This window comes from Streptococcus sp. LYSM12 (genome assembly GCF_004569635.1).
Taxonomy (GTDB): Bacteria; Bacillota; Bacilli; order Lactobacillales; family Streptococcaceae; genus Streptococcus.
The window spans coordinates 44,961-70,978 of record NZ_SPOZ01000010.1 but is presented as its reverse complement, the minus strand read 5'-3'; the positions used below and the strand labels follow the sequence as shown (position 1 = coordinate 70,978).

At 42.6% G+C, this 26,018-nt stretch carries 24 protein-coding genes; 22 read left to right on the top strand and 2 right to left on the bottom strand.

Annotation, left to right across the window (positions count from 1 at the left end; genetic code table 11):
• Window positions 1-50: 50 nt before the first annotated feature.
• The 6 genes from E4T79_RS04620 (at window position 51) to E4T79_RS04595 (ending at window position 5,620) form a co-directional block, all read left to right on the top strand.
• Entirely contained in the window at window positions 51-383 is a 333-nt protein-coding gene (locus tag E4T79_RS04620; protein WP_135028200.1) for a DUF2500 domain-containing protein, read from the top strand.
• Window positions 384-519: 136 nt separating this feature from the next.
• Window positions 520-1,059, top strand: coding sequence for a hypothetical protein (locus tag E4T79_RS04615; RefSeq protein ID WP_135028164.1), 540 nt, complete (start codon window positions 520-522; stop codon window positions 1,057-1,059).
• Between the two features lie 150 nt (window positions 1,060-1,209).
• A complete protein-coding gene (locus E4T79_RS04610; RefSeq protein WP_135028162.1) occupies window positions 1,210-1,425 on the top strand; it encodes a PspC domain-containing protein in 216 nt (71 codons plus the stop codon).
• Between the two features lie 180 nt (window positions 1,426-1,605).
• Window positions 1,606-2,772 (top strand): LysM domain-containing protein, encoded by a 1,167-nt coding sequence (locus tag E4T79_RS04605; protein WP_135028160.1) that lies wholly within the window; start codon window positions 1,606-1,608, stop codon window positions 2,770-2,772.
• Between the two features lie 95 nt (window positions 2,773-2,867).
• Entirely contained in the window at window positions 2,868-5,234 is a 2,367-nt protein-coding gene (locus E4T79_RS04600; RefSeq protein WP_135028158.1) for a DNA translocase FtsK, read from the top strand.
• A complete protein-coding gene (locus E4T79_RS04595) occupies window positions 5,234-5,620 on the top strand; it encodes a VOC family protein (protein WP_135028198.1) in 387 nt (128 codons plus the stop codon). Before E4T79_RS04600 ends, E4T79_RS04595 begins: the two co-directional genes overlap by 1 nt.
• A gap of 1,123 nt (window positions 5,621-6,743) precedes the next feature.
• Here E4T79_RS04595 and E4T79_RS04590 read toward each other — a convergent pair.
• On the bottom strand, window positions 6,744-7,100 hold the full coding sequence (locus E4T79_RS04590; RefSeq protein WP_135028156.1) for a DUF3397 domain-containing protein: 357 nt from the start codon (window positions 7,098-7,100) through the stop codon (window positions 6,744-6,746).
• A gap of 153 nt (window positions 7,101-7,253) precedes the next feature.
• Here E4T79_RS04590 and rplK point away from each other — a divergent pair, with 153 nt between their 5' ends.
• The 9 genes from rplK (at window position 7,254) to E4T79_RS04545 (ending at window position 15,606) form a co-directional block, all read left to right on the top strand.
• On the top strand, window positions 7,254-7,679 hold the full coding sequence (rplK, locus tag E4T79_RS04585) for a 50S ribosomal protein L11 (RefSeq protein WP_075103919.1): 426 nt from the start codon (window positions 7,254-7,256) through the stop codon (window positions 7,677-7,679).
• Between the two features lie 95 nt (window positions 7,680-7,774).
• Window positions 7,775-8,464, top strand: a complete 690-nt coding sequence (gene rplA, locus E4T79_RS04580) for a 50S ribosomal protein L1 (protein WP_075103918.1) — start codon at window positions 7,775-7,777, stop codon at window positions 8,462-8,464.
• 304 nt (window positions 8,465-8,768) lie between these two features.
• On the top strand, window positions 8,769-10,409 hold the full coding sequence (locus E4T79_RS04575) for a polysaccharide biosynthesis protein (protein ID WP_135028154.1): 1,641 nt from the start codon (window positions 8,769-8,771) through the stop codon (window positions 10,407-10,409).
• A gap of 103 nt (window positions 10,410-10,512) precedes the next feature.
• The gene (gene pyrH, locus E4T79_RS04570) at window positions 10,513-11,244 is read left to right on the top strand and encodes a UMP kinase (protein WP_135028196.1); all 732 of its coding nucleotides are present in this window, start codon (window positions 10,513-10,515) and stop codon (window positions 11,242-11,244) included.
• A gap of 10 nt (window positions 11,245-11,254) precedes the next feature.
• Entirely contained in the window at window positions 11,255-11,812 is a 558-nt protein-coding gene (gene frr, locus E4T79_RS04565; RefSeq protein ID WP_135028152.1) for a ribosome recycling factor, read from the top strand.
• A 73-nt stretch (window positions 11,813-11,885) separates the two neighbouring features.
• On the top strand, window positions 11,886-12,740 hold the full coding sequence (locus E4T79_RS04560) for a S1 RNA-binding domain-containing protein (protein ID WP_135028150.1): 855 nt from the start codon (window positions 11,886-11,888) through the stop codon (window positions 12,738-12,740).
• A 63-nt stretch (window positions 12,741-12,803) separates the two neighbouring features.
• Window positions 12,804-14,186 carry a DUF1958 domain-containing protein gene (locus E4T79_RS04555; RefSeq protein WP_135028148.1) on the top strand — a complete coding sequence of 461 codons (1,383 nt, stop codon included), beginning with the start codon at window positions 12,804-12,806 and terminating at the stop codon, window positions 14,184-14,186.
• Between the two features lie 11 nt (window positions 14,187-14,197).
• Entirely contained in the window at window positions 14,198-14,413 is a 216-nt protein-coding gene (locus E4T79_RS04550) for a YozE family protein (RefSeq protein WP_135028146.1), read from the top strand.
• A gap of 233 nt (window positions 14,414-14,646) precedes the next feature.
• On the top strand, window positions 14,647-15,606 hold the full coding sequence (locus tag E4T79_RS04545) for a PhoH family protein (protein WP_135028144.1): 960 nt from the start codon (window positions 14,647-14,649) through the stop codon (window positions 15,604-15,606).
• Between the two features lie 995 nt (window positions 15,607-16,601).
• Here the strand turns inward: E4T79_RS04545 and ald are convergent.
• Window positions 16,602-17,711, bottom strand: a complete 1,110-nt coding sequence (ald, locus tag E4T79_RS04540) for an alanine dehydrogenase (RefSeq protein ID WP_135028142.1) — start codon at window positions 17,709-17,711, stop codon at window positions 16,602-16,604.
• A 1,288-nt stretch (window positions 17,712-18,999) separates the two neighbouring features.
• On the opposite strand from ald, the gene E4T79_RS04535 reads away from it, so the two are divergent.
• From E4T79_RS04535 to E4T79_RS04505, 7 genes are all read left to right on the top strand, one after another.
• A complete protein-coding gene (locus tag E4T79_RS04535; protein ID WP_135028140.1) occupies window positions 19,000-19,308 on the top strand; it encodes a hypothetical protein in 309 nt (102 codons plus the stop codon).
• A 9-nt stretch (window positions 19,309-19,317) separates the two neighbouring features.
• Entirely contained in the window at window positions 19,318-19,548 is a 231-nt protein-coding gene (locus tag E4T79_RS04530) for a hypothetical protein (RefSeq protein WP_135028138.1), read from the top strand.
• Window positions 19,549-19,637: 89 nt separating this feature from the next.
• On the top strand, window positions 19,638-20,453 hold the full coding sequence (locus tag E4T79_RS04525; RefSeq protein ID WP_135028136.1) for a hypothetical protein: 816 nt from the start codon (window positions 19,638-19,640) through the stop codon (window positions 20,451-20,453).
• 153 nt (window positions 20,454-20,606) lie between these two features.
• Window positions 20,607-24,638 (top strand): SpaA isopeptide-forming pilin-related protein, encoded by a 4,032-nt coding sequence (locus E4T79_RS04520; protein WP_135028134.1) that lies wholly within the window; start codon window positions 20,607-20,609, stop codon window positions 24,636-24,638.
• Between the two features lie 134 nt (window positions 24,639-24,772).
• On the top strand, window positions 24,773-25,039 hold the full coding sequence (locus tag E4T79_RS04515; RefSeq protein WP_135028132.1) for a PC4/YdbC family ssDNA-binding protein: 267 nt from the start codon (window positions 24,773-24,775) through the stop codon (window positions 25,037-25,039).
• A complete protein-coding gene (locus E4T79_RS04510; RefSeq protein ID WP_228063793.1) occupies window positions 25,017-25,250 on the top strand; it encodes a hypothetical protein in 234 nt (77 codons plus the stop codon). The genes E4T79_RS04515 and E4T79_RS04510 overlap by 23 nt, the downstream gene beginning before the upstream one ends.
• An 11-nt stretch (window positions 25,251-25,261) precedes the next feature.
• A complete protein-coding gene (locus tag E4T79_RS04505; RefSeq protein WP_135028130.1) occupies window positions 25,262-26,014 on the top strand; it encodes a hypothetical protein in 753 nt (250 codons plus the stop codon).
• Window positions 26,015-26,018 lie beyond the last annotated feature (4 nt).

The following is a 26,018-nucleotide window of genomic DNA, read 5'->3' as shown; positions in this document are numbered from 1 at the left end:
GTTGTATAATAAGCATATATAGATAAAATAAAGAAGAGGTGGATGTGGCTATGATTCCATTTTCGATAACGATGATTTGGTGTATAGTGATTTTTACACTTGTTATAGGAGGTATTCTATGGCAATTTGCTAAAGCACTTCTTGAAGTTTTGCGGACTAATGCAGCTCCCAAGGAATGGCATGATGCTACACTCATTGCGAAGCGAACGCATGTTGGTAGAAATAATCTTTCTTATACCACTTATTATTTGACCTTTGAATGGGAGCATGGTGAGCGGAGAGAATTTCGAGTAGGGAGTGATATCTATGCTTTATCTCTTGAGGGGGACAAGGGAGAGTTGCTCTTCCAAGGCAGTCGTTTTCTCGATTTTAAAAGGGCTTAGTCGGCGGGAGCTATCCATTAGGTTATAACTTGTTTGCTATGTATAATAGAGGTGTTGCTAGGATATAGCTGTGCAAATAAGTCTAGCCTAGATTAATGGAGCTGATGAATAGATATAAGAAAGGTAGATACAGTTGATGACAATGGAACAGCAGATTAAAGCACTCTATAAAGACCATGCCCGTATGCCCTATATCGCACCAGACCGAGACTTGGCGACATGGTTGCTAGATGCAAAGCCTGTACCCAAGCGCAATATGGAGTTGCTAGCAGAGGGTCTTTTAGCAGGTGATATCATTCTTTTGTGGAGAATTCAGTTTGATACTTTTACGAATGAGTCTATTTTCCCTAAGTATTTTGAGTATAGCTATGGAATTGATGCTGCAAAGCACTTGGCAGATTTGGTGGAACATGGTTATGCCTATTTAGAAACAGCCTTTGATTCACTTGATCATCTCAATGCGGCGATGAAGAAAAATATATTGAAAAAGAAAGATGTCAGAGGTCTGTCCAAAATGAAAGCGGCGGAGTTGGATAGGGCATTGAAAGAGCATTTTTCAGAAGAAGAATTGTCCCAAACCTTTAGCGTACGTGGTTATAAATTGACAGATAAAGGGGTAGCAGCTCTGGTAGCCAATCCTGAGGTTATTGACCGTCATCCGAAAAAGAACTTTTAATACTCTTTCATCTGTCATATTTAAGTTAGGCAGTTTCACGCACTCAGAAAATGCAGGGGAAGTTTTTTGTAAGTGCGGATATAAACTGGCTCTCACGGGGTGTTTTTATGGTGTAAAAGGTAGTGGGTAGTAGAAAAGGAGAATAAAGAGATGCAAAAACGATTGATGCGAGATATGAAAGATGTGAAAATTGCCGGTGTCTGCTCAGGGATTGCCAAATATTTTAGCATTGATCCAACCGTTGTCCGTGTTATCTGGGTGCTTCTAACCTTTGCTTATGGATTTTGTATCATTCTGTACTTGATCTGCTGGTGGGTGATGCCGATAGATAATGGACAAAATGATGACCAGGAGATTATTTTTTAAAGATGTCAGATGGTGTAATTATCGTAAGTTACAACATGATGACAGAAAACACAATCAGATGACAACTGTTGCTGTTTATGACATTCAAAATACAGTTTCGTGAAAAAGGCTTAAAAGGCCTTTTTTGTTTTCAAAATTGTGGTAAGATGTCTCTATCACATAAGAAAGGACGGAAAAGGAATGTCATTAAAAGCAATCCCTAAAACAATCATGTTTTCAGCCTTGACCTTGTCACTTATTACTGCGACAGCTAAAGCAGATGAATTAGTTCCAATATGGTCAGCACGTTCGGTAGAGGAAATTAAGGCAGATGTTGAAAATAGTGATAAGCAAAGCTATATCATCAAGTATGGAGATACGCTCAGCACCATTGCGCAGGCGCTTGATATTGATATGGGCATTTTGGCAAAGGTTAACCAAATTTCTGATATCAATCTGATTTTTCCTAATACAATCTTGACGACGAGAACCAATTCTCAAGAGGAAGTCACTTCCATTGAGGTCCAAGCCCCTCACAATCAAGAGACAGCAGAAGAGGGTGAAGCAACAGTAGTTTTGGATGAACAACAAGCAGTCGTCGATCATCAAGCTATTGCAAGCGAGGAAGATAGAGAGCCAACAGGGACATCTTCAGTAGATGTTGCACCATCTGACTCGGTAGAGGTAGCAGGCAATGCTCAACAGGTACCGGCTGAGGAGCAGGTAGCTGAAGTACCGCCTGTTGCAGAAACCCCAGTAGCTATGGATGAACAACAAGCAGTCGTTGGTCATCAAGCTACTGCAAGCGAGGAATACAGAGAGCCGACAGCAGATGTTGCATCATCTGACTCGGTAGAGGTAGGAAGCAATGCTCAGCAGGCACCGGTTGAAGAGCAGGTAGCTGAAGCACCTCCTGTCGCAGAAACATCCGTTACTGCTGCACCCCAGGCCAGTCATTCAAATTCAGTTGCTCTCGTAAGTAATTCTGTCGATTTCGCTAGTATTGCAGCTGCAAATCCTTTGAATGTCGGACTTCAACCACAGACAGCAGCCTTTAAGGAAGAAGTCGCAGCTATCTATGGTATTACTTCATTTAGTCTTCATCGTCCGGGTGATAACGGAGACCATGGTAAGGGTCTTGCAGTCGATTTTATAGTTGGTAATAATACGGAATTAGGAGATCAGATAGCAAATTATGCCATTCAACAAATAGGGGCTAAAAATATTTCTTATATCATTTGGAAACAACGTTTCTACTCTCCAAGTCCAAATATTTATGGGGCAGCCAATACATGGAACCTGATGCCAGACCGTGGTAGTATTACTGAAAACCACTATGACCATGTTCATGTATCCATGAATCCATAAGTTTATAAGTCTAACCTTTCCCAACGAGCTTTGCTGGTTGGGAAGTTTTGTGATTTGTCCCCTACTAGACTACCAAAGTATGGTATAATAGAAGCATGACAAAACAAAAAACGACAAAAAAAGGGCGTACAACGAGACGGCCGACAAAGGCTGAATTGGCCCAACAAGAAAAAATGAAATCTCTCTTAGTTCGCTTTCTAGTAATCCTTTTTCTCCTCTTTGCAGCAAGCAAGTTAGGAGTATTTGGTGTGACTGCCTATAATGTCTTTCGCTTATTGTTCGGAAGTACAGCTTATGTTGTGATTGGAGCTCTTCTCGTCTATATCATATTTTCTAAAAGATTAAAGCAACGCGAAGGAACTATCTCAGGTTTCTGGCTGGTATTTGGGGGAATTTTATTAGAGTACCAAGCCTATTTTGACTTAGGCTACAAAGGAAAAGAACTGCTACACTATACATTTCAACTAGCCTTATCAGATCTTTCTGCTTTTCGGGTAAAAGAATTTTTAGGAGGCGGTCTTATTGGCGGTGGTCTCTACCTACCTGTTTCTTTTTTGTTTGCAACGATTGGAACTTTCTTTATCGGTTTTCTCTTCATCCTCTTTGGTCTTTTCTTTATGAGTCCTTGGTCTGTGTATGATGTAGCGGATGGTCTTGCTCTTTTACGAGAAAAATCTCAAGAGCGGGCAGCTATTCGTGCAGAAAAACGGGCTGAGAAAGCAGCAGTAAAAGCCAAACTTCAAGCAGAGGAAGAAGCAAGTCGAGTAGCAGAAGTAGCCCAGGAAATCGAAGAAAGTTCGGATGGTTGGCAAGAAGCTGCTATTATCGCTCCTGTAGAACATCAGATAGTTGATGTGGCAACGGGTGAAATCTTGGCAGCCAAAGAAGGTGAGATTCCGATTGTTACAGAAGAGCGTGAGATTTTCCTTGCTGACGAAGAGTTTCCTGTACTATTGGTTGAGGATGAGGAAAAACAGGAAGTAGCAGAAGATGTAGAGATAATAGAAGACATAGCGCTTGATTTTAAACAGAAAGCTAGGTTGGCTTATAAGTTGCCCTCCATTGATCTACTTGCACCAATGAAAGTCAAAAGTCAGGCAAATGAAAAGAAAACGGTTCGCCAAAATATCAAGGTCTTGGAAGACACCTTTGCAAGTTTTGGAATTAAGGTCGTGGTTGAGCGAGCTGAAATAGGGCCGTCGGTGACCAAGTATGAAGTCAAGCCAGCGGTTGGTGTGCGGGTCAATCGGATTTCCAATCTGGCAGATGATTTAGCCCTTGCTCTTGCGGCCAAAGATGTCCGAATTGAAGCGCCTATTCCAGGGAAATCTCTGGTTGGTATTGAAGTGCCTAATTCGGAAGTGGCTATGGTACCCTTTAGAGAATTGTGGGAACAAGCGAAAACCTCCCCGGCAAAACTTCTTGACATTCCGCTGGGTAAGGCGGTCAATGGCACTGTTCGTTCCTTTGATTTGGCACGTATGCCCCATTTACTGGTTGCTGGCTCAACCGGTTCAGGAAAGTCTGTTGCAGTGAATGGGATTATTGCTTCTATTTTGATGAAAGCTGGTCCAGATCAGGTTAAGTTTATGATGATTGACCCCAAAATGGTGGAATTGTCAGTCTACAATGATATTCCACATCTCTTGATTCCTGTGGTAACCAATCCTCGAAAAGCTGCACGAGCGCTTCAAAAGGTTGTGGATGAAATGGAGAAACGCTATGAACTATTCAGCCATTTGGGAGTGCGCAATCTAGAGGGGTACAATACAAAGGTAGCAGAATTTAACCGCGATGCTGAGGAGAAACAAATTCCCTTACCGTTGATCGTCGTGATTGTCGATGAGCTAGCAGACTTGATGATGGTAGCGAGCAAGGAAGTCGAAGATGCCATTATTCGCTTAGGACAAAAAGCGCGGGCAGCAGGTATTCACATGATTTTAGCGACCCAACGTCCGTCTGTTGACGTTATCTCTGGTTTGATTAAGGCTAATGTTCCGTCTCGGATTGCGTTTGCCGTGTCAAGTGGGACAGATAGCCGCACTATTTTGGATGAAAATGGGGCAGAAAAATTACTGGGTCGTGGAGACATGCTGTTTAAACCCATTGATGAAAATCATCCCGTACGTTTACAAGGATCCTTTATTTCTGACGATGATGTCGAAGCGATTGTCACTTTTATTAAAAACCAAGCAGAGGCAGAGTACGATGAGTCCTTTGATCCTGGTGAAGTGACAGAGGGGGATTTTGAAAGTGGGACAGGCGAAAGCAGTGGAGATCCACTCTTTGAACAAGCGAGAGCTCTTGTTGTTGAAACACAAAAAGCGAGTGCTTCTATGATTCAGCGCCGTTTATCTGTTGGTTTTAACCGAGCAACGCGTTTAATGGAAGAACTGGAAGTAGCAGGTGTTATTGGTCCTGCAGAAGGTACAAAACCAAGGAAAGTGTTGGAAAGTCAATGATGAAATTAGATGCGGTACATCATATTGCCATTATCGGTCACGATTATCAAAAAACAAAGGAATTTTATGTTGACAAGTTAGGATTTGAGCAGCTGGAAGAGCATATCCGTCCCGAAAAACGTGACATTCTCTTTACTGTTCGCAAAGGGGATGTGGTTCTTGAAATTTTTATCAAACCAGATGCGCCGCTGAGACCCGCTATGCCACAACCAGAACATACAGGTCTGCGTCATCTTGCATTTAAGGTCGCAGATGTAGAAAGTTGTTTGCAGGAGTTTGATGCTCTAAATATCCCTCATGAACTACTGCGGTATGACGACTATGACGGACGTAAAATGGCCTTCTTCTTTGACCCGGATGGCTTGCCATTGGAAATACATGAGTGAGGAAAAAAACAGTCCAGTGGACTGTTTTTTCCCTCTCGCTTTACAGATAGCACGCTCTAGTCCAGTGGACTGTTTTTTTCCTCACGTTTTACAGATAGCGCGCTCTAGTCCAGAGGGCTGTTTTTTCCCTCTCGCTTTACAGATAGCACGCTCTAGTCCAGAGGGCTGTTTTTTCCCTCACGTTTTACAGATAGCATGCTCTAGTCCAGAGGGCTGTTTTTTCCCTCACGTTTTACAGATAGCATGCTCTAGTCCAGAGGGCTGTTTTTTCCCTCACGTTTTACAGATAGCACGCTCTAGTCCAGAGGGCTGTTTTTTCCCTCTTGTTTTACAGATAGCGCGCTCTAGTCCAGAGGGCTGTTTTTTCCCTCACGTTTTACAGATAGCATGCTCTAGTCCAGTGGACTGTTTTTTCCCTCACGTTTTACAGATAGCACGCTCTAGTCCAGAGGGCTGTTTTTTCCCCTCTTGTTTTACAGATAGCGCGCTCTAGTCCAGAGGGCTGTTTTTTTCCCGAGCGCTTTACAGATAGCACGCTTTAATCCGTCAGAATGTAGACAGGTCTCTCATTATTCGTCAACATCAATATTTGACCTTGTTCGTTCGTCTTTCGGAACTTCCGTTCTATCTTGGTAGTTTGGCCCTCCTTATACAAACCTTTAAGACTTCTCAATGATGAAAGCTTCTGGGTGTTGGTTTTGTAGAGTCTAAATAGTAAGAAAGCTAAAAAGTAGTGTGAAAGCAGATGATTTATAGTCGTTTCGTTTATCTGTTATTACTTCGTTCCCTCACTTTGCCGTACTTTAGTACAGCCTGTAGCTCCTTGCCTAGTATAGTCATTTAGTTTATATTTTTATTACTTCGTTCACTCGTCTTGCTGTACTTCAGTACTACCTGCGACTCGTTGCCTAGTACTAAAAGTAAACGAAAGGACTATAGTACACTCTAAAAAATGATTTTCCCCTTTCTAAGAGTTTTTTAATTCTCAACAGGAAACAAAAAAGGTGAAGAAAATGGTCCAAAGGAGTTTTTTTCTTCACCTTAACACACTTGCGGGGTGTCTGATGCATTATGAGTTTAAGAGCAAGACATCTGTTGTAATCAATCCAAGCTGAGAAACGCTCTAACTTTTGAGCGTAAAAAGGGAAATGATGAGAGCTAGGTATACGAAGAAAGTTAAAATAAAGCCTGCTCTCCAAAAGAATTTGAAAAAGCGTTGATAAGAAAAGATGCGCTTTTTTACTAGGAAATAATAGACGATTGCTAAAGCAAGTAGTGACAAGGCTAACACTAGATGAGGCAATAGGCTGTGGTAATAGGCCTTGTTCGAGATTAGGTAAAATTCAAAAGCAAGGATGGGAAAGGCAATATCGGCAAAGTTCCAGCCTTTTTTTTGCAAACGAAATAGTCTTACAACTGTAATCGAAATAACAAAAGAAAGAATGAGGAGTAGAACCGAAGCAAATTTCAAGAATGTCATAGCCTTATTCTATAAAAAAAGTGAGAAAAAGTAAATATAAAGCTTGATTTTTTACCAAAATACTGTATAATGGGGAGGTATGTGGAAAATCACATATTTGTGGGAGGTAAAAATCTGTAATTACCGTAAAAACCACAATAGGAGGATTTAAAGATGGCTAAAAAAGTCGAAAAACTTGTAAAACTTCAAATTCCTGCAGGTAAAGCTACTCCAGCTCCACCGGTTGGACCAGCACTTGGTCAAGCAGGGATCAATATCATGGGATTCACTAAGGAATTTAACGCTCGTACAGCTGATCAAGCTGGTATGATTATCCCAGTTGTAATCTCAGTATACGAAGATAAATCATTTGATTTCATCTGTAAAACACCACCAGCTGCGGTTCTTTTGAAAAAAGCTGCAGGTGTTGAAAAAGGTTCAGGCACACCAAATAAAACAAAGGTTGCAACAGTTACTCGTGCGCAAGTACAAGAAATTGCTGAAACTAAAATGCCAGATTTGAACGCTGCAAACCTTGAGTCTGCAATGCGTATGATTGAAGGTACTGCTCGTTCTATGGGATTCACTGTTGTTGACTAATCAATAACGACCTACAACCCGCAAGACTTCATCATTTCTGATGAGTGACGTGGGAGATGAAAATCGATATGACCACATTACAAGGAGAATAAAAAATGGCTAAAAAAAGCAAACAAATGCGTGCTGCACTTGAAAAAATCGACAGCACAAAGGCTTACAGCGTAGAAGAAGCTGTAGCTCTTGCACAGGAAACTAATTTTGCAAAATTTGATGCAACTGTAGAAGTTGCTTACAACTTGAACATCGACGTTCGTAAAGCAGATCAACAGATTCGTGGTGCTATGGTATTGCCAAACGGAACTGGAAAAACGTCGCGCGTATTGGTATTTGCGCGTGGTGCAAAAGCTGAAGAAGCAAAGGCTGCAGGTGCAGATTTTGTTGGTGAAGATGATCTTGTTGCAAAAATCAACGGTGGTTGGTTAGATTTTGACGTTGTAATCGCAACACCTGATATGATGGCACTTGTTGGACGCCTCGGACGTGTCCTTGGACCACGTAACTTGATGCCAAATCCTAAAACTGGTACTGTAACAATGGATGTTGCAAAAGCAGTTGAGGAGTCTAAAGGCGGAAAAATTACTTACCGTGCTGATAAGGCTGGTATCGTACAAGCTATCATTGGTAAAGTATCATTTAACGCTGAGCAATTAGTAGGAAACTTCAAAGCTTTCCATGATACAATTGTGAAAGCAAAACCAGCTACAGCAAAAGGTACATATATCACAAGCTTGACTATCACAACGACTCAAGGTGTGGGTATCAAGGTTGATCCAAATTCATTGTAAGAAACGAAAATGTCTTATCGCTTGATAAGGCTTTTCTTCTATCCTAAAATGGTTTTATAGTCGTTTCGTTTATCTTTTATTCCTTCGTTCACTCACTTTGTCGTACTCTAGTACAGCCTGCAGCTCGTTGACCAGTACTAAAAGCAAACTAAAAGACTATAACAGTGAGTTTACCTCTTGAAAGACATCCGTTTCTTGTTTGACCTCCCTGCATCTATCCTTTGGTTCGGTGAGTTCTAGTTTTACAAGTCAAATGTAAAAGGTTATAATAAAGAAGTAGAAAGAAAGAGACGAAAGAACAAATATGACAGAAACTAGAACAACAGAGCAGACGCAGCAACAGGCAAGTATGGTCAAGGGGTTAGCTTGGCTGACGGCCGGAAATTTTATCAGTCGTTTGATAGGAATTGCCTACATCATCCCTTGGTATCTGTGGATGGGGAGTCATCGCGCAGAAGCCAATGGTTTGTTTAACATGGGCTATCAGGTGTATGGAAATTTTCTACTGATTTCAACCGTTGGGTTGCCGACTGCTGTAGCCAAGCAGATTGCCAAGTATAATGTGCAGGGACGCCAGGATATTTCTTACTATTTGGTGAGAGAATTGTTCAAACTTATGCTAATTTTGGGAGCGATTTTTGCAGGGATTATGTTTTGTAGCTCTCCGATTTTAGCAGAGCTTTCAGGAGTGAAAGAGCAATTAACACCGGTGATGTATAGCTTGGTTCCTCCCCTCTTTATTTTCCCAGCAATGAGTATCATGCGTGGTTTTTTCCAAGGACATCATGATATGAAACCCTATGCTATTAGTCAGATTGTGGAGCAGATTGTCCGTGTTATTTGGATTTTAGGAACGACCTTCTACATCATGAAGTTGGGGTCAGGAAACTATCTTTCAGCGGTTATCCAATCGACCTTTGCAGCTTTTATCGGAATGATTGCGAGTGTTGGCGTCCTTGTTTACAGTTTGCATAAGGAGGGATTTATTGCAAAGGTGATAGGAGCAAAGCCTGTGGTTACTACTATCGCTTTGAAGCCCTTGATTATAGAAACAGTCAAAGAAGCGATTCCACTTATTATTTTAGGTTCAGCTATTCAGATTTTCCAAATTGTCGATCAGCTGACCTTTATCAATACCCTGCTTGAGATAACAGAACTTACAAGAACGGAATTATTGACACTCTCGACTTATATGACGGCCAATCCAAGTAAGATTACAATGTTGATTATTGGGGTTACAACGTCTATCGGTAGTGTGGCAATTCCGATGATAACAGAGCGATTTGTGCAAAAGGATATGAAAAAGACTGCTGATTTAATTGTCGATAATATCCAGCTCCTCTTTCTCCTGATTCTTCCTGCTATTATTGGTTCGGTGGTTCTAGCGCATCCCCTTTATAGTGTCTTCTATGGTCCTGCTGAGAACCAAGCGATTTACCTCTTTGTTATCAATCTGTTATTGGTTTTCATTCAAGGTTTGTATTCCTTGCTTGGAGTGATTATTCAGGCAATTTTCCAGAATCGTAAGGCGATGTTGTATTTTTTCATTGGCTTTGCAGTGAAACTTATCCTCCAACTTCCAGCCTTTTACTTATTTAAGGTCTATGGTCCTTTGGTGTCTACAGCGATTGGATTGACAGTATCAGTGATTTTGTTTGACCGCTGTATCTCCCAGATAATTCCTATTTCGCAAGGCCGTTTATGGAGAGATGTTTGCAAGGTTCTAAGCATTTCTCTTATTATGGGACTGGGGGTTTGGCTGGTTGAATCTGGTATGAGCCTATTATTTCCTGCAACAGGCTATATGTCAAGTGCGATTCATGTAGGGATTTCAGGAGTTATTGGTGTTTTTATTTTTGGAATTTTAACCTTAAAAACCCGCCACTTGGATAAACTGATTGGTACTCGGGCTACTCTTTTACGGACAAAATTACATATTTCATAGAAAAATCTCTTCGATGAGATTTTTCTTTTTTATCTGTCCATCTGACTATATAAAATGAAAATTTTATGATAAAATGGTAAAGATAGAATAGAGGGGTAAGATGATGAAACCAAAATATGAACGTATTCTTATAAAATTATCTGGAGAAGCCTTGGCAGGTGAACGTGGTATTGGGATTGATATTCCAACAGTTCAGCAAATGGCTCAGGAAATTCAAGAAGTGGCTGCTTCAGGTGTTCAGATTGCCTTGGTAATTGGTGGTGGAAATCTTTGGCGTGGCGAGCCAGCAGCAGAAGCTGGTATGGATCGTGTACAGGCGGACTATACTGGGATGCTTGGAACAGTAATGAATGCCTTGGTGATGGCAGACGCCTTGCAACAGGTTGGTGTTGACACGCGTGTGCAGACAGCTATTGCGATGCAATCTGTCGCCGAACCTTATATCCGTGGACGTGCTTTACGCCATTTGGAAAAAGGAAGAATTGTGATTTTTGGTGCAGGTATTGGTTCTCCTTATTTCTCAACGGATACAACTGCAGCCCTTCGTGCAGCTGAAATTGAGGCAGATGCGATTTTAATGGCAAAAAATGGTGTGGATGGTGTCTACAATGCTGATCCAAAGAAAGATGCCAATGCGGTTAAATTCAATGAGTTGACCCATCGTGAGGTCATTAGTCGTGGCTTGAAGATTATGGATGCGACTGCTTCTACTCTATCAATGGACAATGATATTGACCTTGTTGTCTTTAATATGAATGAAACTGGTAATATCAAACGCGTTGTATTTGGCGAGCAAATCGGAACAACGGTTTCTAATAATAAAGAAGTAAAATAAAGGAGATTTTATGACAAAGGAAATTATTTCAAAAGCTCAAGACCGCATGGCGCAGTCGCATCAAAGTTTGGCACGGGAGTTCAGCCATATTCGTGCTGGACGTGCCAATGCGAGCTTGCTAGACCGTATCTCAGTTGAATATTATGGGGCAGATACACCGCTCAACCAATTAGCGGGGATTACTGTTCCAGAAGCGCGTGTCTTATTGATTACTCCATTTGACAAGTCTATCTTGAAAGATATTGAACGTGCGCTGAATGCTTCTGACCTTGGTTTGACACCACAATCTGATGGCACAGTCATTCGTTTGGTTATTCCAGCCTTGACGGAGGAAACGCGTAAAAATCTGGCCAAAGATGTGAAGAAGGTTGGTGAAAATGCTAAGATTGCAATTCGTAATATCCGTCGGGATGCTATGGATGAGGCAAAGAAAGCTGAAAAAGCTAAGGAAATTACCGAAGACGATCTGAAATCACTGGAAAAAGAGATTCAAAAAGTGACGGATGATGCTATTAAGAAAATTGACCAAATGACTGCTGAGAAAGAAAAAGAACTCTTGGAAGTCTAAGAAAATGTATGGGCGGGGAACAATCCCTTAGCCCTTTTGCTGTTTGTATCCACTAGTAGAATAGAAAGAACCTATGAATCAATTATTAGCAACCTTTATCACGGGTCTGGTGACAGACGAGAATCAAGAATTTTATTTTGTTCAAAAGGAGGGCTTTACCTTTGCCCTTGCAAAAGAAGAGGGGAATCATCAGCTAGGAGAGTCAGTCAAAGGCTTTGCTTATATAGATATGAAACAGAAACCCCGATTGACGACAAAAGAAGTGGTTGCGACCCGTACTCGTTTTGGTTGGGGAGAGGTGACAGAAGTACGTCGCGACCTCGGTGTTTTTGTGGATACGGGCTTACCGGATAAGCAGGTAGTAGTGTCGCTTGATGTTTTGCCTGATTTGAAAGAATTGTGGCCTAAAAAAGGAGATAAGCTCTATGTCCGTTATGATGTTGATAAAAAAGACCGGATTTGGGCCTTGCCTGCCTTTCAAGAGGATTTTCAGCGTTTGGCAGGTCCTGCTTATGATAATATGCAAAATCAGAACCTGCAGGCTATTGTTTATCGCTTGAAGTTGAGTGGAACCTTTGTTTACTTACCTAAGAATAATATGCTAGGCTTCATTCACCCAAATGAGCGGTTCGCAGAGCCACGTCTCGGTGAAGAATTGCAGGTACGGGTCATCGGCTACCGCCAAGTGGATCGAACCTTAAATTTGTCTGTCAAACCGCGTTCCTTTGAGATGCTAGAAAATGATGCGCAAATGATCTTGACGTATTTGGAGGGCAATGGAGGCTTTATGACCTTAAATGATAAATCATCTCCGGATGATATTAAGGCTGTTTTCGGTATTTCAAAAGGTCAGTTTAAAAAAGCCTTGGGAAGCTTGATGAAGTTAGGGAAAATTAAACAGGATGAAATGGGGACAGAATTGGTATAAGTGTAACCTTTTTGATCGGTCATTCGTTATATGAATAGTAAAGAAAAAGATAGGAGATAAAGAATGAAGAAGCTTGTAGCGTGGTGTTTGGTATTGCTTGTATCTACGGTACCAGTTCTTGCTTGGGCAAATGAAGTGATGGATATTACGCGAGCAGCAGGGTATGATGTCAAAGAAATCAACCGTCCTAAGTCGTCGATCATCATTGATGGAAATACCGGTGATGTTGTCTGGCAAGATAATCCTGATGAAGTGCGTGACCCCGCTAGTATGAGTAAGGTGATGACGCTTTATATGGTCTATGAAGCGATGAGTCAAGGTAAATTTACTGAAAATACAGTGATTACAGCAACAGCGAATGATCAAGCGATTGCAGGCATTTATGAAATATCGAATAACAAAATTGTAGCAGGTGTTGATTACACCGTTGGGGAACTGATTACCATGACGGCTGTTCCGTCCTCTAATGCAACTACAGTGATGTTAGCAAATTATATTTCAAACAATGACCCGGATGCCTTTTTGGATATGATGAATGCCAAATCACAAGAGCTTGGCATGACAAATACCTACTGGTCCAATGCCAGTGGGGCAGCTGCTAGATCTTTCCACGGCTATTACAATCCAACGCGCTATGATCATGATGCAGCCAATCAGACTACAGCAAGAGATTTGTCTATTCTTGTCTATCATTTTTTGAAAAATTACCCTGAAATTTTGGAACATACTAAGTATCCTGTGGTGACAGTCAAGGCAGGAACACCCTATGAGGAGACCTTTGAAACCTATAATTACTCACTTCCAGGTGCTAAATATGGAATCGAAGGTGTAGATGGGCTGAAAACAGGTTCCAGTCCTCGCGGTGCCTTTAACTACATTGCAACGGCTAAACGAGGAGAGCAACGGCTGATTAGTCTTATTATGGGGGTTGGAGATTGGTCTGACCAGGATGGAGAGTACTACCGCCATCCATTTGGCAATGCCTTGCTCGAAAAAGCTTATGCAGATTATGAATATAAAAAAGTATTGACAGCAGGTAAGCAAATCATCAATGGTCAACCCTACAACCTGCCGTCTGATTTTTATGCAACCGTGCGACGTGGACAAGAGCCAATCTATACGGTAGAAGCTAATCAGTTGCAAGTTGACAATGGACTGGAAACAGTTAGCCCCTTGATTTCAGATAGCCTGGCTGTGGAGCCAATCGAGATAGAGCCAAGTACAATGGCTAGTGACGCGCAGGTATCTAGTGATGCGTCATCCACTACGAGAGAGTCTGTTGATTGGAAACGGTTAGTCACTACGTATTGGTATGCCCTCTTAATTCCAATCGCTCTTGTTCTTGCTAGTTTACCGTTTATCATAGCGATTAGAAAAAGTAAAAAGCGCCGTGAAAGCAGAGAAGAACATATGGAAGTGCGGTCACGCCGTCGTCGTAGAAGATAAGTGAGGTTGTTGTGAGAAAGAGTTTTTATAGCTGGCTGATGACCCAGCGCAATCCGAAAAGTCATGAGGCGGTAGCAATCCTAGCTGATCTCGTTTTTGAAGAGGCAGATTTTCCCAAACAGTCAGATCAATTTGATGAAGTCAGTCGTTTTTTGGAGGAAAAATCCAGTTTTAGCTTTTCTATGACAGACTTTGACCGCATTTGGGAAGACTATTTGGCACATTGATCGTCAATAAAAACTGAAATAGGATTTTTCTACTGCTTCATCCCCAATGATAGCTGGTGAAGAATCGCAGATGAAGTGCTCTAAAACACTATCTTTGGGGATGGAATAGTTGAAATCACTAGACACATAACTGTTAGAGCTGATGTTGGCTTTTCTCTTTTTAGACTTGTGAAAAAATGTCCTCGGGACATTTTTTTGATATAATAGAAAAAAATCGATAAAGGAGCAAGCTATTGCAAGAACATTCAATTGATATTCACCTTTCCTACCCAGATGATATGTTGACGTTATTTGGGTCAAATGAACGTCATTTACGCATGATGGAGCAGGAATTGGGTGTGGTCATCCATGCCCGAACAGAGGTGGTACAGGTGGTTGGGGATCCAGTCGACGTTGATGTAGCCCGCCTGGTTATTCAGTCTTTACTTACCTTAATCAACCGTGGCTTGACGATTCAGCTGCCCGATGTAGTAACGGCTATTTCCATGGCTAAAAACGGTGAGATTGAGAAGTTTTTAGCCCTATATGAAGCAGAAATTATTAAGGACCATTATGGTCAGCCCATTCGTGTCAAAACCTTGGGGCAAAAGCTTTACGTGGATAGTATTAAGAACCATGACATTGTTTTTGGAATTGGACCAGCAGGGACAGGAAAGACCTTTCTTGCAGTGACGCTCGCAGTGACGGCCCTCAAACGTGGACAAGTTAAACGTATTATCCTGACCCGTCCTGCGGTAGAGGCAGGAGAGAGTCTGGGATTTTTACCGGGAGACTTGAAAGAAAAGGTGGATCCCTATCTTCGTCCAGTTTATGATGCGCTATACCAGATTTTAGGTAAGGATCAGACAACGCGGCTCATGGAGCGTGAGATTATTGAAATTGCTCCCTTGGCTTATATGCGTGGTCGAACCCTGGAGGATGCCTTTGTCATCTTGGATGAGGCACAAAATACGACCATTATGCAGATGAAGATGTTTTTGACCCGTCTTGGATTTCACTCCAAGATGATTGTAAATGGAGATAGTAGTCAAATTGACCTGCCGCGACATGTTCGGTCTGGCTTGCTTGATGCGATGGAGAAATTGAAGAAGATTTCGCAGATTGATTTTGTACATTTTTCAGCCAAAGATGTTGTCCGTCACCCTGTTGTTACTGAAATTATAAGGGCTTACGAACCAGAAGAGACAAGGTAATCTATTAAAGGGGGGGAATGACTGTGATTTCGAAGATAATCCCCATTTTCTAGTTTTTAGATTCAGGCGAATACAAGATACGAGAATATGAAAAAAGCGTTCAAAAATAGAAGACCGACGCTGTGTGTGATATTCACAAGGGGACCATCTCTAAAGGGGTTCTCACCTCCAGAGGTATAGTATTAGACTATAGCTTTAAATCTAGCCAAAGCTAGAAGAGCTGTCTATCTTTTTTCTGATTTGTTAGCCTAAATTCAATTACGAACGAATCCACGGCTTATCTTCACTTCCTCATTTCTAGGTTCGGTCTGAACGAATCCATTGGAATAGTCTATCCCCTCAACTATTCTATCCAAATCGTGTGCAAGGTTGTTGAAACTTGTGGAAAGTTGGAAATACAGAAATCGAACCAAGAGTCCTAAACTACAAAAAGAATACAATAAAAATCGCTTAACATCAAGATTTTCAGTCTTTGAATTAAGCGATTTTTGCTATTTTAGGACCTGTTAGTCCGCCCATTTTCTAATAAAAGGTTGATCGATTACTGCTTTACAGTCATTTCGTTTATCTTTTATGACTTTGTTCCCCTCTCTTTGCTGTACCCTAGTACAGCCTGCAGCTCCTTGCCTAGTATAGTCATTTCGTTTATCTTTTTATTACTTCGTTCACTCGTCTTGCTGTACTCCAGTACTACCTGCGACTCCTTGCCTCGTACTAAAAATAAACGAAACGGCTATAAAAGTAAACGAAAAGACTATACAAGTTCGACAATCTTCGCTTTCTAGCGTTCAAGTACAGGCTATTCTCTCTGAAAATCAACATCTAACTCGCTTTCAGAATTGAAACTTGTGAAAGGTTTGGGATCAGAAAGGCATGAAACTAGCTTTCTCCAAGCCGAAAGCAGAAGTGACGTTCGGCGAACATCCGAAACGTCACTGAAAGGAAACAGCTTATAGCTGGCAGACAAGTCGCTCATTGTAACGGGTAAGGATGACTTATACTAATTCATCAATACTAGTATAGTCTTGATGTAGACTAGTAGCGACAGCTAAATTGGTGATGAGACCTTGATAGGTAGTCACTCCTTGTCGGAAACCATCATCTTCTAAAATAGCCTTTTTGAAGCCTTGATTAGCCAGTTTGACTATATATGGTAAGGTCACGCTGGTTAGTGCAATGGTAGATGTGCGAGCAACGGCTCCAGGGATATTGGCAACAGCGTAGTGAAGAACTCCATGTTTTTCGTAGATAGGGTCATCGTGGGTCGTCACGTGATCAGCTGTTTCAACCACTCCACCTTGATCGACTGCTACATCCACAATGACAGAGCCGGAACGCATTTGTTTAACCATGTTTTCAGTCACTAACTTTGGTGCTTTTGCTCCAGGAAGGAGTACTGCTCCAATCACAACATCTGCATCTCTAACACTAGTTTCAATGTTAAAGGGATTGGACATGAGGGTTTGGATTTGATTACCAAAGATTTCTTCTAAGGCAGAGAGGCGTTTTGCGCTGATATCAAGAATGGTTACTTGTGCTCCAAGTCCTAGAGCGATTCGAGCTGCATGTGTGCCGACGACACCGCCACCGATAATGGTGACTTTTCCTTTAGGAACACCAGGTACGCCGCCTAGAAGAATTCCAGATCCCCCCTCTTGTTTGGTAAGGAAATGCGCCCCGATTTGAACTGCCATACGACCAGCCACCTCACTCATAGGGGTAAGTAGGGGAAGTTGACCATTATCAGTTACAGTTTCGTAAGCAATTCCGGTTGTCTTGCTCGCAAGCATCGCGTTTGCTAACTCAGGAGCTGCTGCCATGTGAAGATAGGTAAAGAGCAGTAAATCTTGACGTAGGAAACCATATTCTTCAGGTAGGGGTTCCTTGACTTTTACGACCAATTCACTTGCCCAGACTTCTTTTGCCGTGGAGAGAATTTTTGCACCTTGTGTTTCATAATTGGCATCTGTAAAGCCAGAACCTAGTCCGGCACCTGTTTCAATCACAACCTGGTGACCTTGGGTAACCAGACTTTGGACACCAGCAGGTGTCAGAGCCACACGGTTTTCATTGTTTTTAATTTCTTTTGGAATACCAATTAACATAGTCTACCTCCTTTTTCTATGTTCTTAGTCTATAGTCTATATAAAAATGGGGAGAAAATCAAGTGAAACTTTAAATTGCTATAGTATTTTTGGTGTATATGGTAGTAAATAGTTGTATTGTTTGAGCCAGAATGACCTATGTAGATCATACTCGGCAACAAGTAAAAATAGTGAAAATGGGGTGTTGCAGTGACCATTTAGAATCAAATTGTTGAAATGATAGAAGAGTTTGAATCTATATCAAGGAAAATACTTACTCTCTGAAGTGTCCATGTTTTAGAAATGACATAGGTCGATTGTTGATGATAAGTGGCTATTATAGTCTTTTCGTTTATCTTTTATTACTTCGTTAACTCACTTTGCCGTACTCTAGTACAGCCTGCAGCTCCTTGCCTAGTACTAAAAGCAAACGAAAAGACTATATCAGTTGTGAATACTAGTCAGATGTTGATTTTTATAGAGTATAAATAGCATGAGTGATTAGGTTTCACTCTAGAAGAGTTGCATCTGATTTTTCTATACAAAAATAATCAAATGATAAATAGATATTTTAGAAAAATAGTGCTCATTGTTACAAGTGATTACGAATAAATATAGGGACAGATTTATGTATTTATAGGGCATACTTAGACTCATTTTTACAAATAAGTACTCGTCAAACATCACTTTTTTCCGTTGTTGGCACACCTTGCTGAACTTCTGTTCTAGCTTGGGTTTAGAGGAGGCTAATTTGGCTATTTTTATTTCCGACCTTTTACAATTTTCAATCGTGAAAGCGAGTCAGATGTTGATTTTTATAGAGTATCACTATATTAAATACTTCTGTCACGAGCGCTTAAGACTTGGATATAAGTGATTAGATGTACATGAGTGTAGAAGTTTACAGCTTTGTCCTACAGAATATAAAGGTAGAAAGATAGGTGAAAAGGCTGAGTAATGGACATCATTTTATGTGTTCCGTAATGAATATTTCTATGCAATGTATGCTCTCTTGTATCTATTGGAAGAGCTCAAATCATGTCCTAAAACTGTTTGTGTTCCTTGACAACTGAATAGCCCCACCCCCCTAAAAGCGTGACGAAGGATAAAAAGAAGAAGAGGGTGGTGAAGTAGCTAGAAAGAGATATCTAGTCCGGTCACACTAACGTAAAAGCATGATAGAAAATCATAAGCTGAAGGAGTTCGCAGTTCCTAGACTATAAACTGTGCATGGGAAAATACCGATGAAAGGATACGTCCTTTCACAGCACGGCGTAGGTCGCCTTTGATTCGCTACTAGGAGGAAAACATGAATCAAATGAAAAGAGATAGAGAAGTCACCTTAGCTGACTTACGAACACTAGGTCGACAAGGCGGAGTAACCGCCCGCCTTGTGGATGGAAGAACCGTGAAATTCTATCCACGTTTTGGCACGATTTCACAAAAAGGTTATATTGCAGGCACATTAGAAGAGGTGGAAGTCATGTACGACTATCCAAATCTATATTCACAGATTCGGACCATTCTATCCAATGGGGTCTTAGTAGCCAGACGAGAAGGCACAGGGAAAAAGAGTGTGCTGCGTCTGACAGGAAAAGGCTACCAGAGGAAACAGTAGGGAGGAGATATGGGAGAATATTTCCGAAATTTAGTTATTTCAATCTTTTTTACTTTGATTGGCTGGATATGGTCTATTGCTGTTATTCGCTGGTTTATGAAAGATAGGAAAAAGCAAATTTCACCTCCACATTTCTCCGAAGCAGGGCTAGGTGTTCTGATAATGGCTTTTATGTATAGCCTCTATTTTGTTATCGGATTGATTCTTGATTTATTTAACTTTTTCTTTGTTGGGAAGTAATGAAAAGCAGTACGAGAAACAAAAAATTTCTTCCACCCTATATTTTTTAACAATAATATGATAGAATAAACCTAAAGAGAAAGTGAGGCATGATGATGAAAAAGACATTACTAGACACCCTCAAACAAACGACAAAAAGACAACGCATTCTAGCAGGAACAGGATTAGCTCTTGTGCTTCTGACAGGAGGCTTTTTCCTCGCCCAACCAAGCACCAAGACAGCTTCCGTTTCTAAAATGACCCAGACAACATCAAGCTCTAGTGTCGATAAGGAAGCTACTCTTATGGAAAAAGCTGAAAAGGCTGTGAAGCTCCTTGAAGACAATCAAGTAAAGGAGAATGTCTCTACAGCTGAGACAGCCGTCAAAGCGCTAAAAGACGGTGATACGAAGGACAAGCTGACTAAGCGAGTTGAAACAGTGAAAACGGCTCTTGCTAAGAAAGAGACCGAGGCAAGGCTCGCCAAAGAGGCAGAAGAAGCAGTATCAGCTCTTGAAAAGGATCAGGTAAATGAGAAAGTCACACTTGCGCAAACAGCAGTAGACAAGGTCACAGCCAAGGACCAAAAGGACAAGCTCCAACACCGTCTCAACCTTGTTAAGAGTGCGATGGATACCAGAGCCCAACAAGCTGCTCAAGCTCAGGCGGAAGAAGCAGCTCGGGCCGCTCAAGCAGCGGCAGAAGCTCAACAGGCTGCGGCGCAAGCCCAAGTCCCTCAACCAGCTTATGAAGCCCCAGCTCAAACAGGAGGAGAGGTGGCTGCTCCTGCTCAAGATTATACACCCCCTGCTCCTGTAGTTCCGCAAGCGCCCCAACAATCGCTGACGCAAGAACAAATCCAGCAACAAGCAGATGAGGCAGAGCAACGAGCGAGTGATCCAAATCGAGTCTGGGATTATCAATAGAAAGCATTTTAGAGACAAGTCCAGCACTTGTCTTTTTTTGTATCTAAAGGAGGACACATGATTTCAGCTCGCTCCCCCTCGGGGAATCAATAGACAGTTTGGTAGTCGAATGACTACCTTTTTACTTTATAACTAAACAAAGGAGATCATTAGATGAAATTTTCTCAAACACCCTCTTACCGCCATCGCAAGAAGAGCGGGAAGAAGACATTGAAACGCACCCTTGCTCTAATGAGCGCAGGGGTTGCTTTAACAGGGGCAGGAATCGCTAGCCTTGCCCCACAAGCTCCCTGGAATCAAGGAGTTGTTACAGCGACTGAGATTGAACATGGTCGACAGATTGGGACGCTAAACAATGTCCCTGTTGTTCAAGCCAATACGGCAGACATGTCCTCGCCAGAGTTTCAAGCACTGGTGGACTCCCTGCTTGCGGATAAGAACCTAAGTGGTGTCAAGTATGTCGCTGATACTATCCAGTGGAATGCCAATACGGAGGTCAAGGGGGTTGGTGGTGTCCAAACAGGGATGCTACACACTATCTTTGGCACCAATATCAGCCATTTCCTCCAACAGGACGGCTTTGTCAAGGAGGATACAGGGGCTTATCTTAATCCCGGTCAATCCCTTGCAGTGACTAATGTTGGAACGGTTACTGATATCGAAACAGGTGAGAAAATCCCAGTTGATTTGATGCTTACCCATGAAGATGTAGAACACGGAGACGATGGTTGGTCCAATAAGGATGTGGCCATGGCCATCAAGAACCAAGGCTCGGTTATTACGGTTGGAGTGGTTGTACCGACAGGGGGAGGTATTTCCACTGGTTCTGGTGGAACGACAGAGGGTGGTTCAGCTGGGTCAGTTAGCGGAGGATCAGGACGGAATCCTGGTTATATCGAACGCACTGCATATACTGCCACACTTGTACGACAAGATACTAAGCAAGCTATTCCGAATGACCGAATCCTAATGGCTATCAAAGTATCAGACATTGATGGCAGTCAACGAGCGACGCTTGGAAGAGAAGGAGCCCTAGCCTACATTGTTGGACCAAATACGGATCTCTCCATTTCAGGAGGAGGGCTTGTTACAGGCTCAGCCAGTGCCACAAATGCGGATTCAACGCAATTACTACCGACAGCCTATGTTGCTTTTAAGAATTTTAATAGTAACTATGTTAGTTATGCCTATACAGATGGTCGCAGGGATCATTTCGATATTGTGACAGGTCTCTTTGGAAATATGGGCTTTACAGTCAATGCGGACTCTAAGGGAAGTGTGACCATTCAAAAGACAGGGACAGCTTCTGGTACCAGTATGTGGAACAGTCTCTATACGCTTCAGGGCAACGTCTTTCGTCTAACCAATAAGGAGACAGGTGCCACCTTTGAAGGGACAACGGATGATAAGGGGGTCGTCACTCTCACGGATATCCCATTTGGCACCTATAAGGTTGAAGAAATCCAATCTTCTACAGGTTTCCATAAGACCTTTCAAGCTCAAGAAATCACCTTGAGCGCCCAAACTCCCAAAGTCACCATCAATGGAAAAGAGGACCAGCTTGTGACGGTGAATGGTACCAATGATGAAATCACAGGCAAGATCACCATTGTCAAAAAAGGAAGCGAATCCGCCCTTGAACTGTGGAATCAATACTATTCCCTCCTTGGAAACAAGTTCAAATTAACCAACAAGCAGTCGGGTAAGGTCTATGAAGTGACGACCGATATCAAGGGACAAGCCCTCGTAGAAAACATGCAGCTGGGGGATTACACGGTGGAAGAAGTCTCCGCCTCGGCTGGATTTGCCAAAACCTTTACCGCCCAATCTGCCAGTCTTAAGCAAGATGGCACACTTGAGGTCACGGTTTCGGGCACCAATGATGAAATCAAGGGAGAAAATACCCTTGAAAAACGAGACAAGGATACAGATACCGCCTCTCAAGGACAAGGTGTTCTAACGAATGCGGAGTATACCCTTTACTATGCAGAAGATACAACAGGATCTGCTAGCCACAGGAAAGATACTCCCGTCAAGTGGACCGACATTCCTCATGCCAAACTGTTGAAAGGCGAGAAGGTCAAGACCTCCATCCTCAACGGAAAAGAAGTGGACAATGGAGACAATGTGGTCTTGAATGTGGACGACAAGGATTTGACTGTCGCAGTTGGCAATCTCGCCCTCGGTAGCTACTACTGGAAAGAGACCAATGCGCCTGAGGGCTATACCATCGATGGGAAAAAGCATGCCTTTACCATTGCTAAAAAAGATGATGCGACCAAGAACATCATCACCCCGCCTACCAAATCTCTCGAACAAGTCATCAAGGCGAAGATCTCCATTCAAAAGATTGTCCAAAGTCAGGGAGACGGTAGTCACTCCGGAATCAATGATGTGACCTTTAAGGCTAGTCCCCTCAATCATACCAAGGCAGAAGCTGTTGCGTTTACGACCACTATCAAGGAGGAGGAAGACGGCTTTGCGACTACAGACCTCCTCTATGGGGATTGGAAGATTGAAGAGGTGGAAGCGCCAGCTGGCTATGAGAAGATAGACCCCATCTATATCCATATGAGTTATGATGAGAAGACCGACCTTTATACCATTACGGCTTCTAAACAGGAAGATGGATCCAAACCATTCTCGACCCGTACCTTTAGCCAGTCCGATGACCAGGTAGAAAAAAATACCAACGCTAAAGGAACCCTTGCAGGGACGCTCACCTCAAGCAATGCCTTGCTTTCTTTGTCTCGGATGACCTTTAAGGACAATCCACTCCCAGAACTGACTCCAGAAGAACCAACTTTCCAACCAGAGAAGTTTGATTTGTCTGAAGCCAAGTTTGATCTGACAGGAAACAAACTCATGGATGACGATGATGAGCTAACAGATGAGTACGCAGAAACCAACAAGGATCCGTATGCGGACAAAACAGATAACAATGAAGCCCAAAACCTCAATACCAAGCTAGTCAAACGAGGAGACCAGCTCTTTTATCAGCTCTGGCTTGATACGACTCACTTTACTCCAGACCAGCTGCTTCAAGTGACAGGTCTAAGAGATGTCTACGATGCGAAGCATGTCACCCTAGATGCCAAGAACATCAAGGGCTACGATGGCAAGACGGGAGAAGAGGTAACCAACCTCTTTGACATCACAGACAAGGACGGCACCCTTACCATTCAAACCAAGAAAGACCTGCTCAAGGACGGTGTGCTAGACACAGCACGCTTTGCCTTTGGCCGGTACTACAAGTTTGATGTTCCGGTCACTGTTAAGGATGATGTAAAGAACGGAGTGGATATTGAAAATGTGGCCAGCCAGTTTGTGACGATCGCAGATCCAGCTACTTCATCGGACGATGAGAAACCAGCTGGGGCTACTCCAGGCAAGACCCTTGAAAAGCCCACCCAGAAGCGGGTGAACAAGGTGAACCAAATCAAACCAGAACCTCATAAATTCGTCCTTAATCAAGCAACTGTGGACATCAAAGGAACCAAGTTGTTAGATGATGACAGCGAGTTGACAGACCGCTATCAGGAGACTCACAAAAATCCATATACGGATAAAGTGGACAATAACGAACCTGAAAACATCAATACAGCAGTCGTCAAGGCAGCTACCGTTCTCCACTATCAAGTCTGGATGGATACCACACCATTTGACAAGGAGAGCTTGCTTCAAACGGTTAGTATCGAAGATGACTACGATGAGCGTTACGTGACCATTGATGCCAAGGCCATTAAGGTCTACAACAAGGTGACAGGTAAGGACGTGACCCAGCAATTTACGATGACAGACAAGAATGGTAAGGTGACGATTGAGCCAAACGATTCGGTCAAGAAGACCCTTGGTCACATCAAGGTACTTGATACATCGAAGTTTGATTTGGGTGTCTACTATCAAATCGAGATTCCAGCGACAGTCAAGCAGGATGTGCCTGCAGGTAGTGATATCATCAATACCGCCAAACAAATCATCGTAGACAAGGATGGGAAGAAAGAGGAGCTGATGACCGAAAAACGGGTGAATAAGACACGGAAAGGCTTCCTCCCAGGAACGGGGGAAAGACCTGCAGTTGTCTATGCCTTGCTTGGAGGTTTCATTCTCAGTCTTGTCTTCGAATGGAAGACCGGTTTCCTACGCAAGCACACGATCAAAGCCTTAAAAGGTCGTTTGAAATAGCTTTACAGAGACCGCTGTTAGAAGATAAAAGAAAAGAGATTTCTGAGTCTACTCACACCTAACAGCGGTCTTGTTATATCTAATCATTGAGCAGAGTCCTAGTTGCCTGCTCTTTTTGTTTAAAGGAGACAGTTATGACAGAAGAAACAACCAATCCCTTTACATTCCAGGTCATCGAGCGAGTGGCGGTCTTATCAACCGATTCCAACGACTGGACCAAGGAATTGAACCTCATTTCCTACAATGGGAACCCCGCTGTCTGGGATCTCCGTAAATGGAGCCCAAATGGCAAGCCGAGTCGAGGGATGACCCTCAAAGTAGAAGAAGTAAAGGCTTTACAGGAAGTCTTACAAGGATTAGAAATAGAAAAAGGAGAAGATGCACATGGAAATGGCGATTAAAATTGTGACGCTTGTCGGAGGTTTGATGGCTGTATCAGGACTCTTTTGGATGTTGTTTGGGGTATACAACCTCTTTGCAGGACGGAAAAATAAGCGCCCTGAACAGATCGATGAAGGACAAGAGGGCATCATCAATGGCTTTGCCCTGGCCGCCTTTTCTGCCTCGATTGCGGCAGGAATTGTGGCGGCTATTCGAGCCATCACATTTTAAGGAGGGCTGGTATGAAACTAGACGTTTCAGAGCTCACCAAGAGTTTAGCGACCTACAATCCGGTCGTCAACCAGTCCATCCTTGCCATAAACAAGGCACTCCTTGTTCTTGGCAATATCCTCCTAGCGATTTTTCTATTGCTGGAGATGATGAAATGGTATGAGCTTGTAGGTGGGACACTGGGAAAGAAGCTCCCGATGAAGCTTTGGCTAGAAATAGGGTTCAAGTATCTGGCCTGTTGGTTGCTCATGCAGTATTCTGCGCCCATCTTAGACGGACTGATGTGGCTCTTAGATAGCGGTGTATACCTCATTTCAAAGGCAGTGAAAGCGGAAGGATATAGCTATACCTTTGAACTGGGCACTGTTGGAGGACCCGCAAAGATTATTTTAAACTTGATTGGTGGGATGGTGTCGCTGGTCGCAAATGTCATCTCGAAACTGATTAGCTTCCTGCGTTATATGGAGTTGTACTTCCTAAAAGGCATCGCTCCTGTTTTAGTCCCCTCTCTGGTCAATGAGATGCTTCGTCCGATTGCCATTACCTTTTTGAAGTATTTTTCCTCCTACGTCTTGATTGCCCTAGGGCTAGCGGTTATCAGTGTCATCTATGCGGCACTCTTTTCAACGAATTTCCTCTTGGCATTCGTAGAATCGAGAGGTATTCCCTATGTGACGGCGCTGTTGTCCATCCTCCAAGGGATTATCTACATCATGACTATTGTCAGAGTGGGACGCAGAATGAGACACTTATTGGGGGTATAAGAAG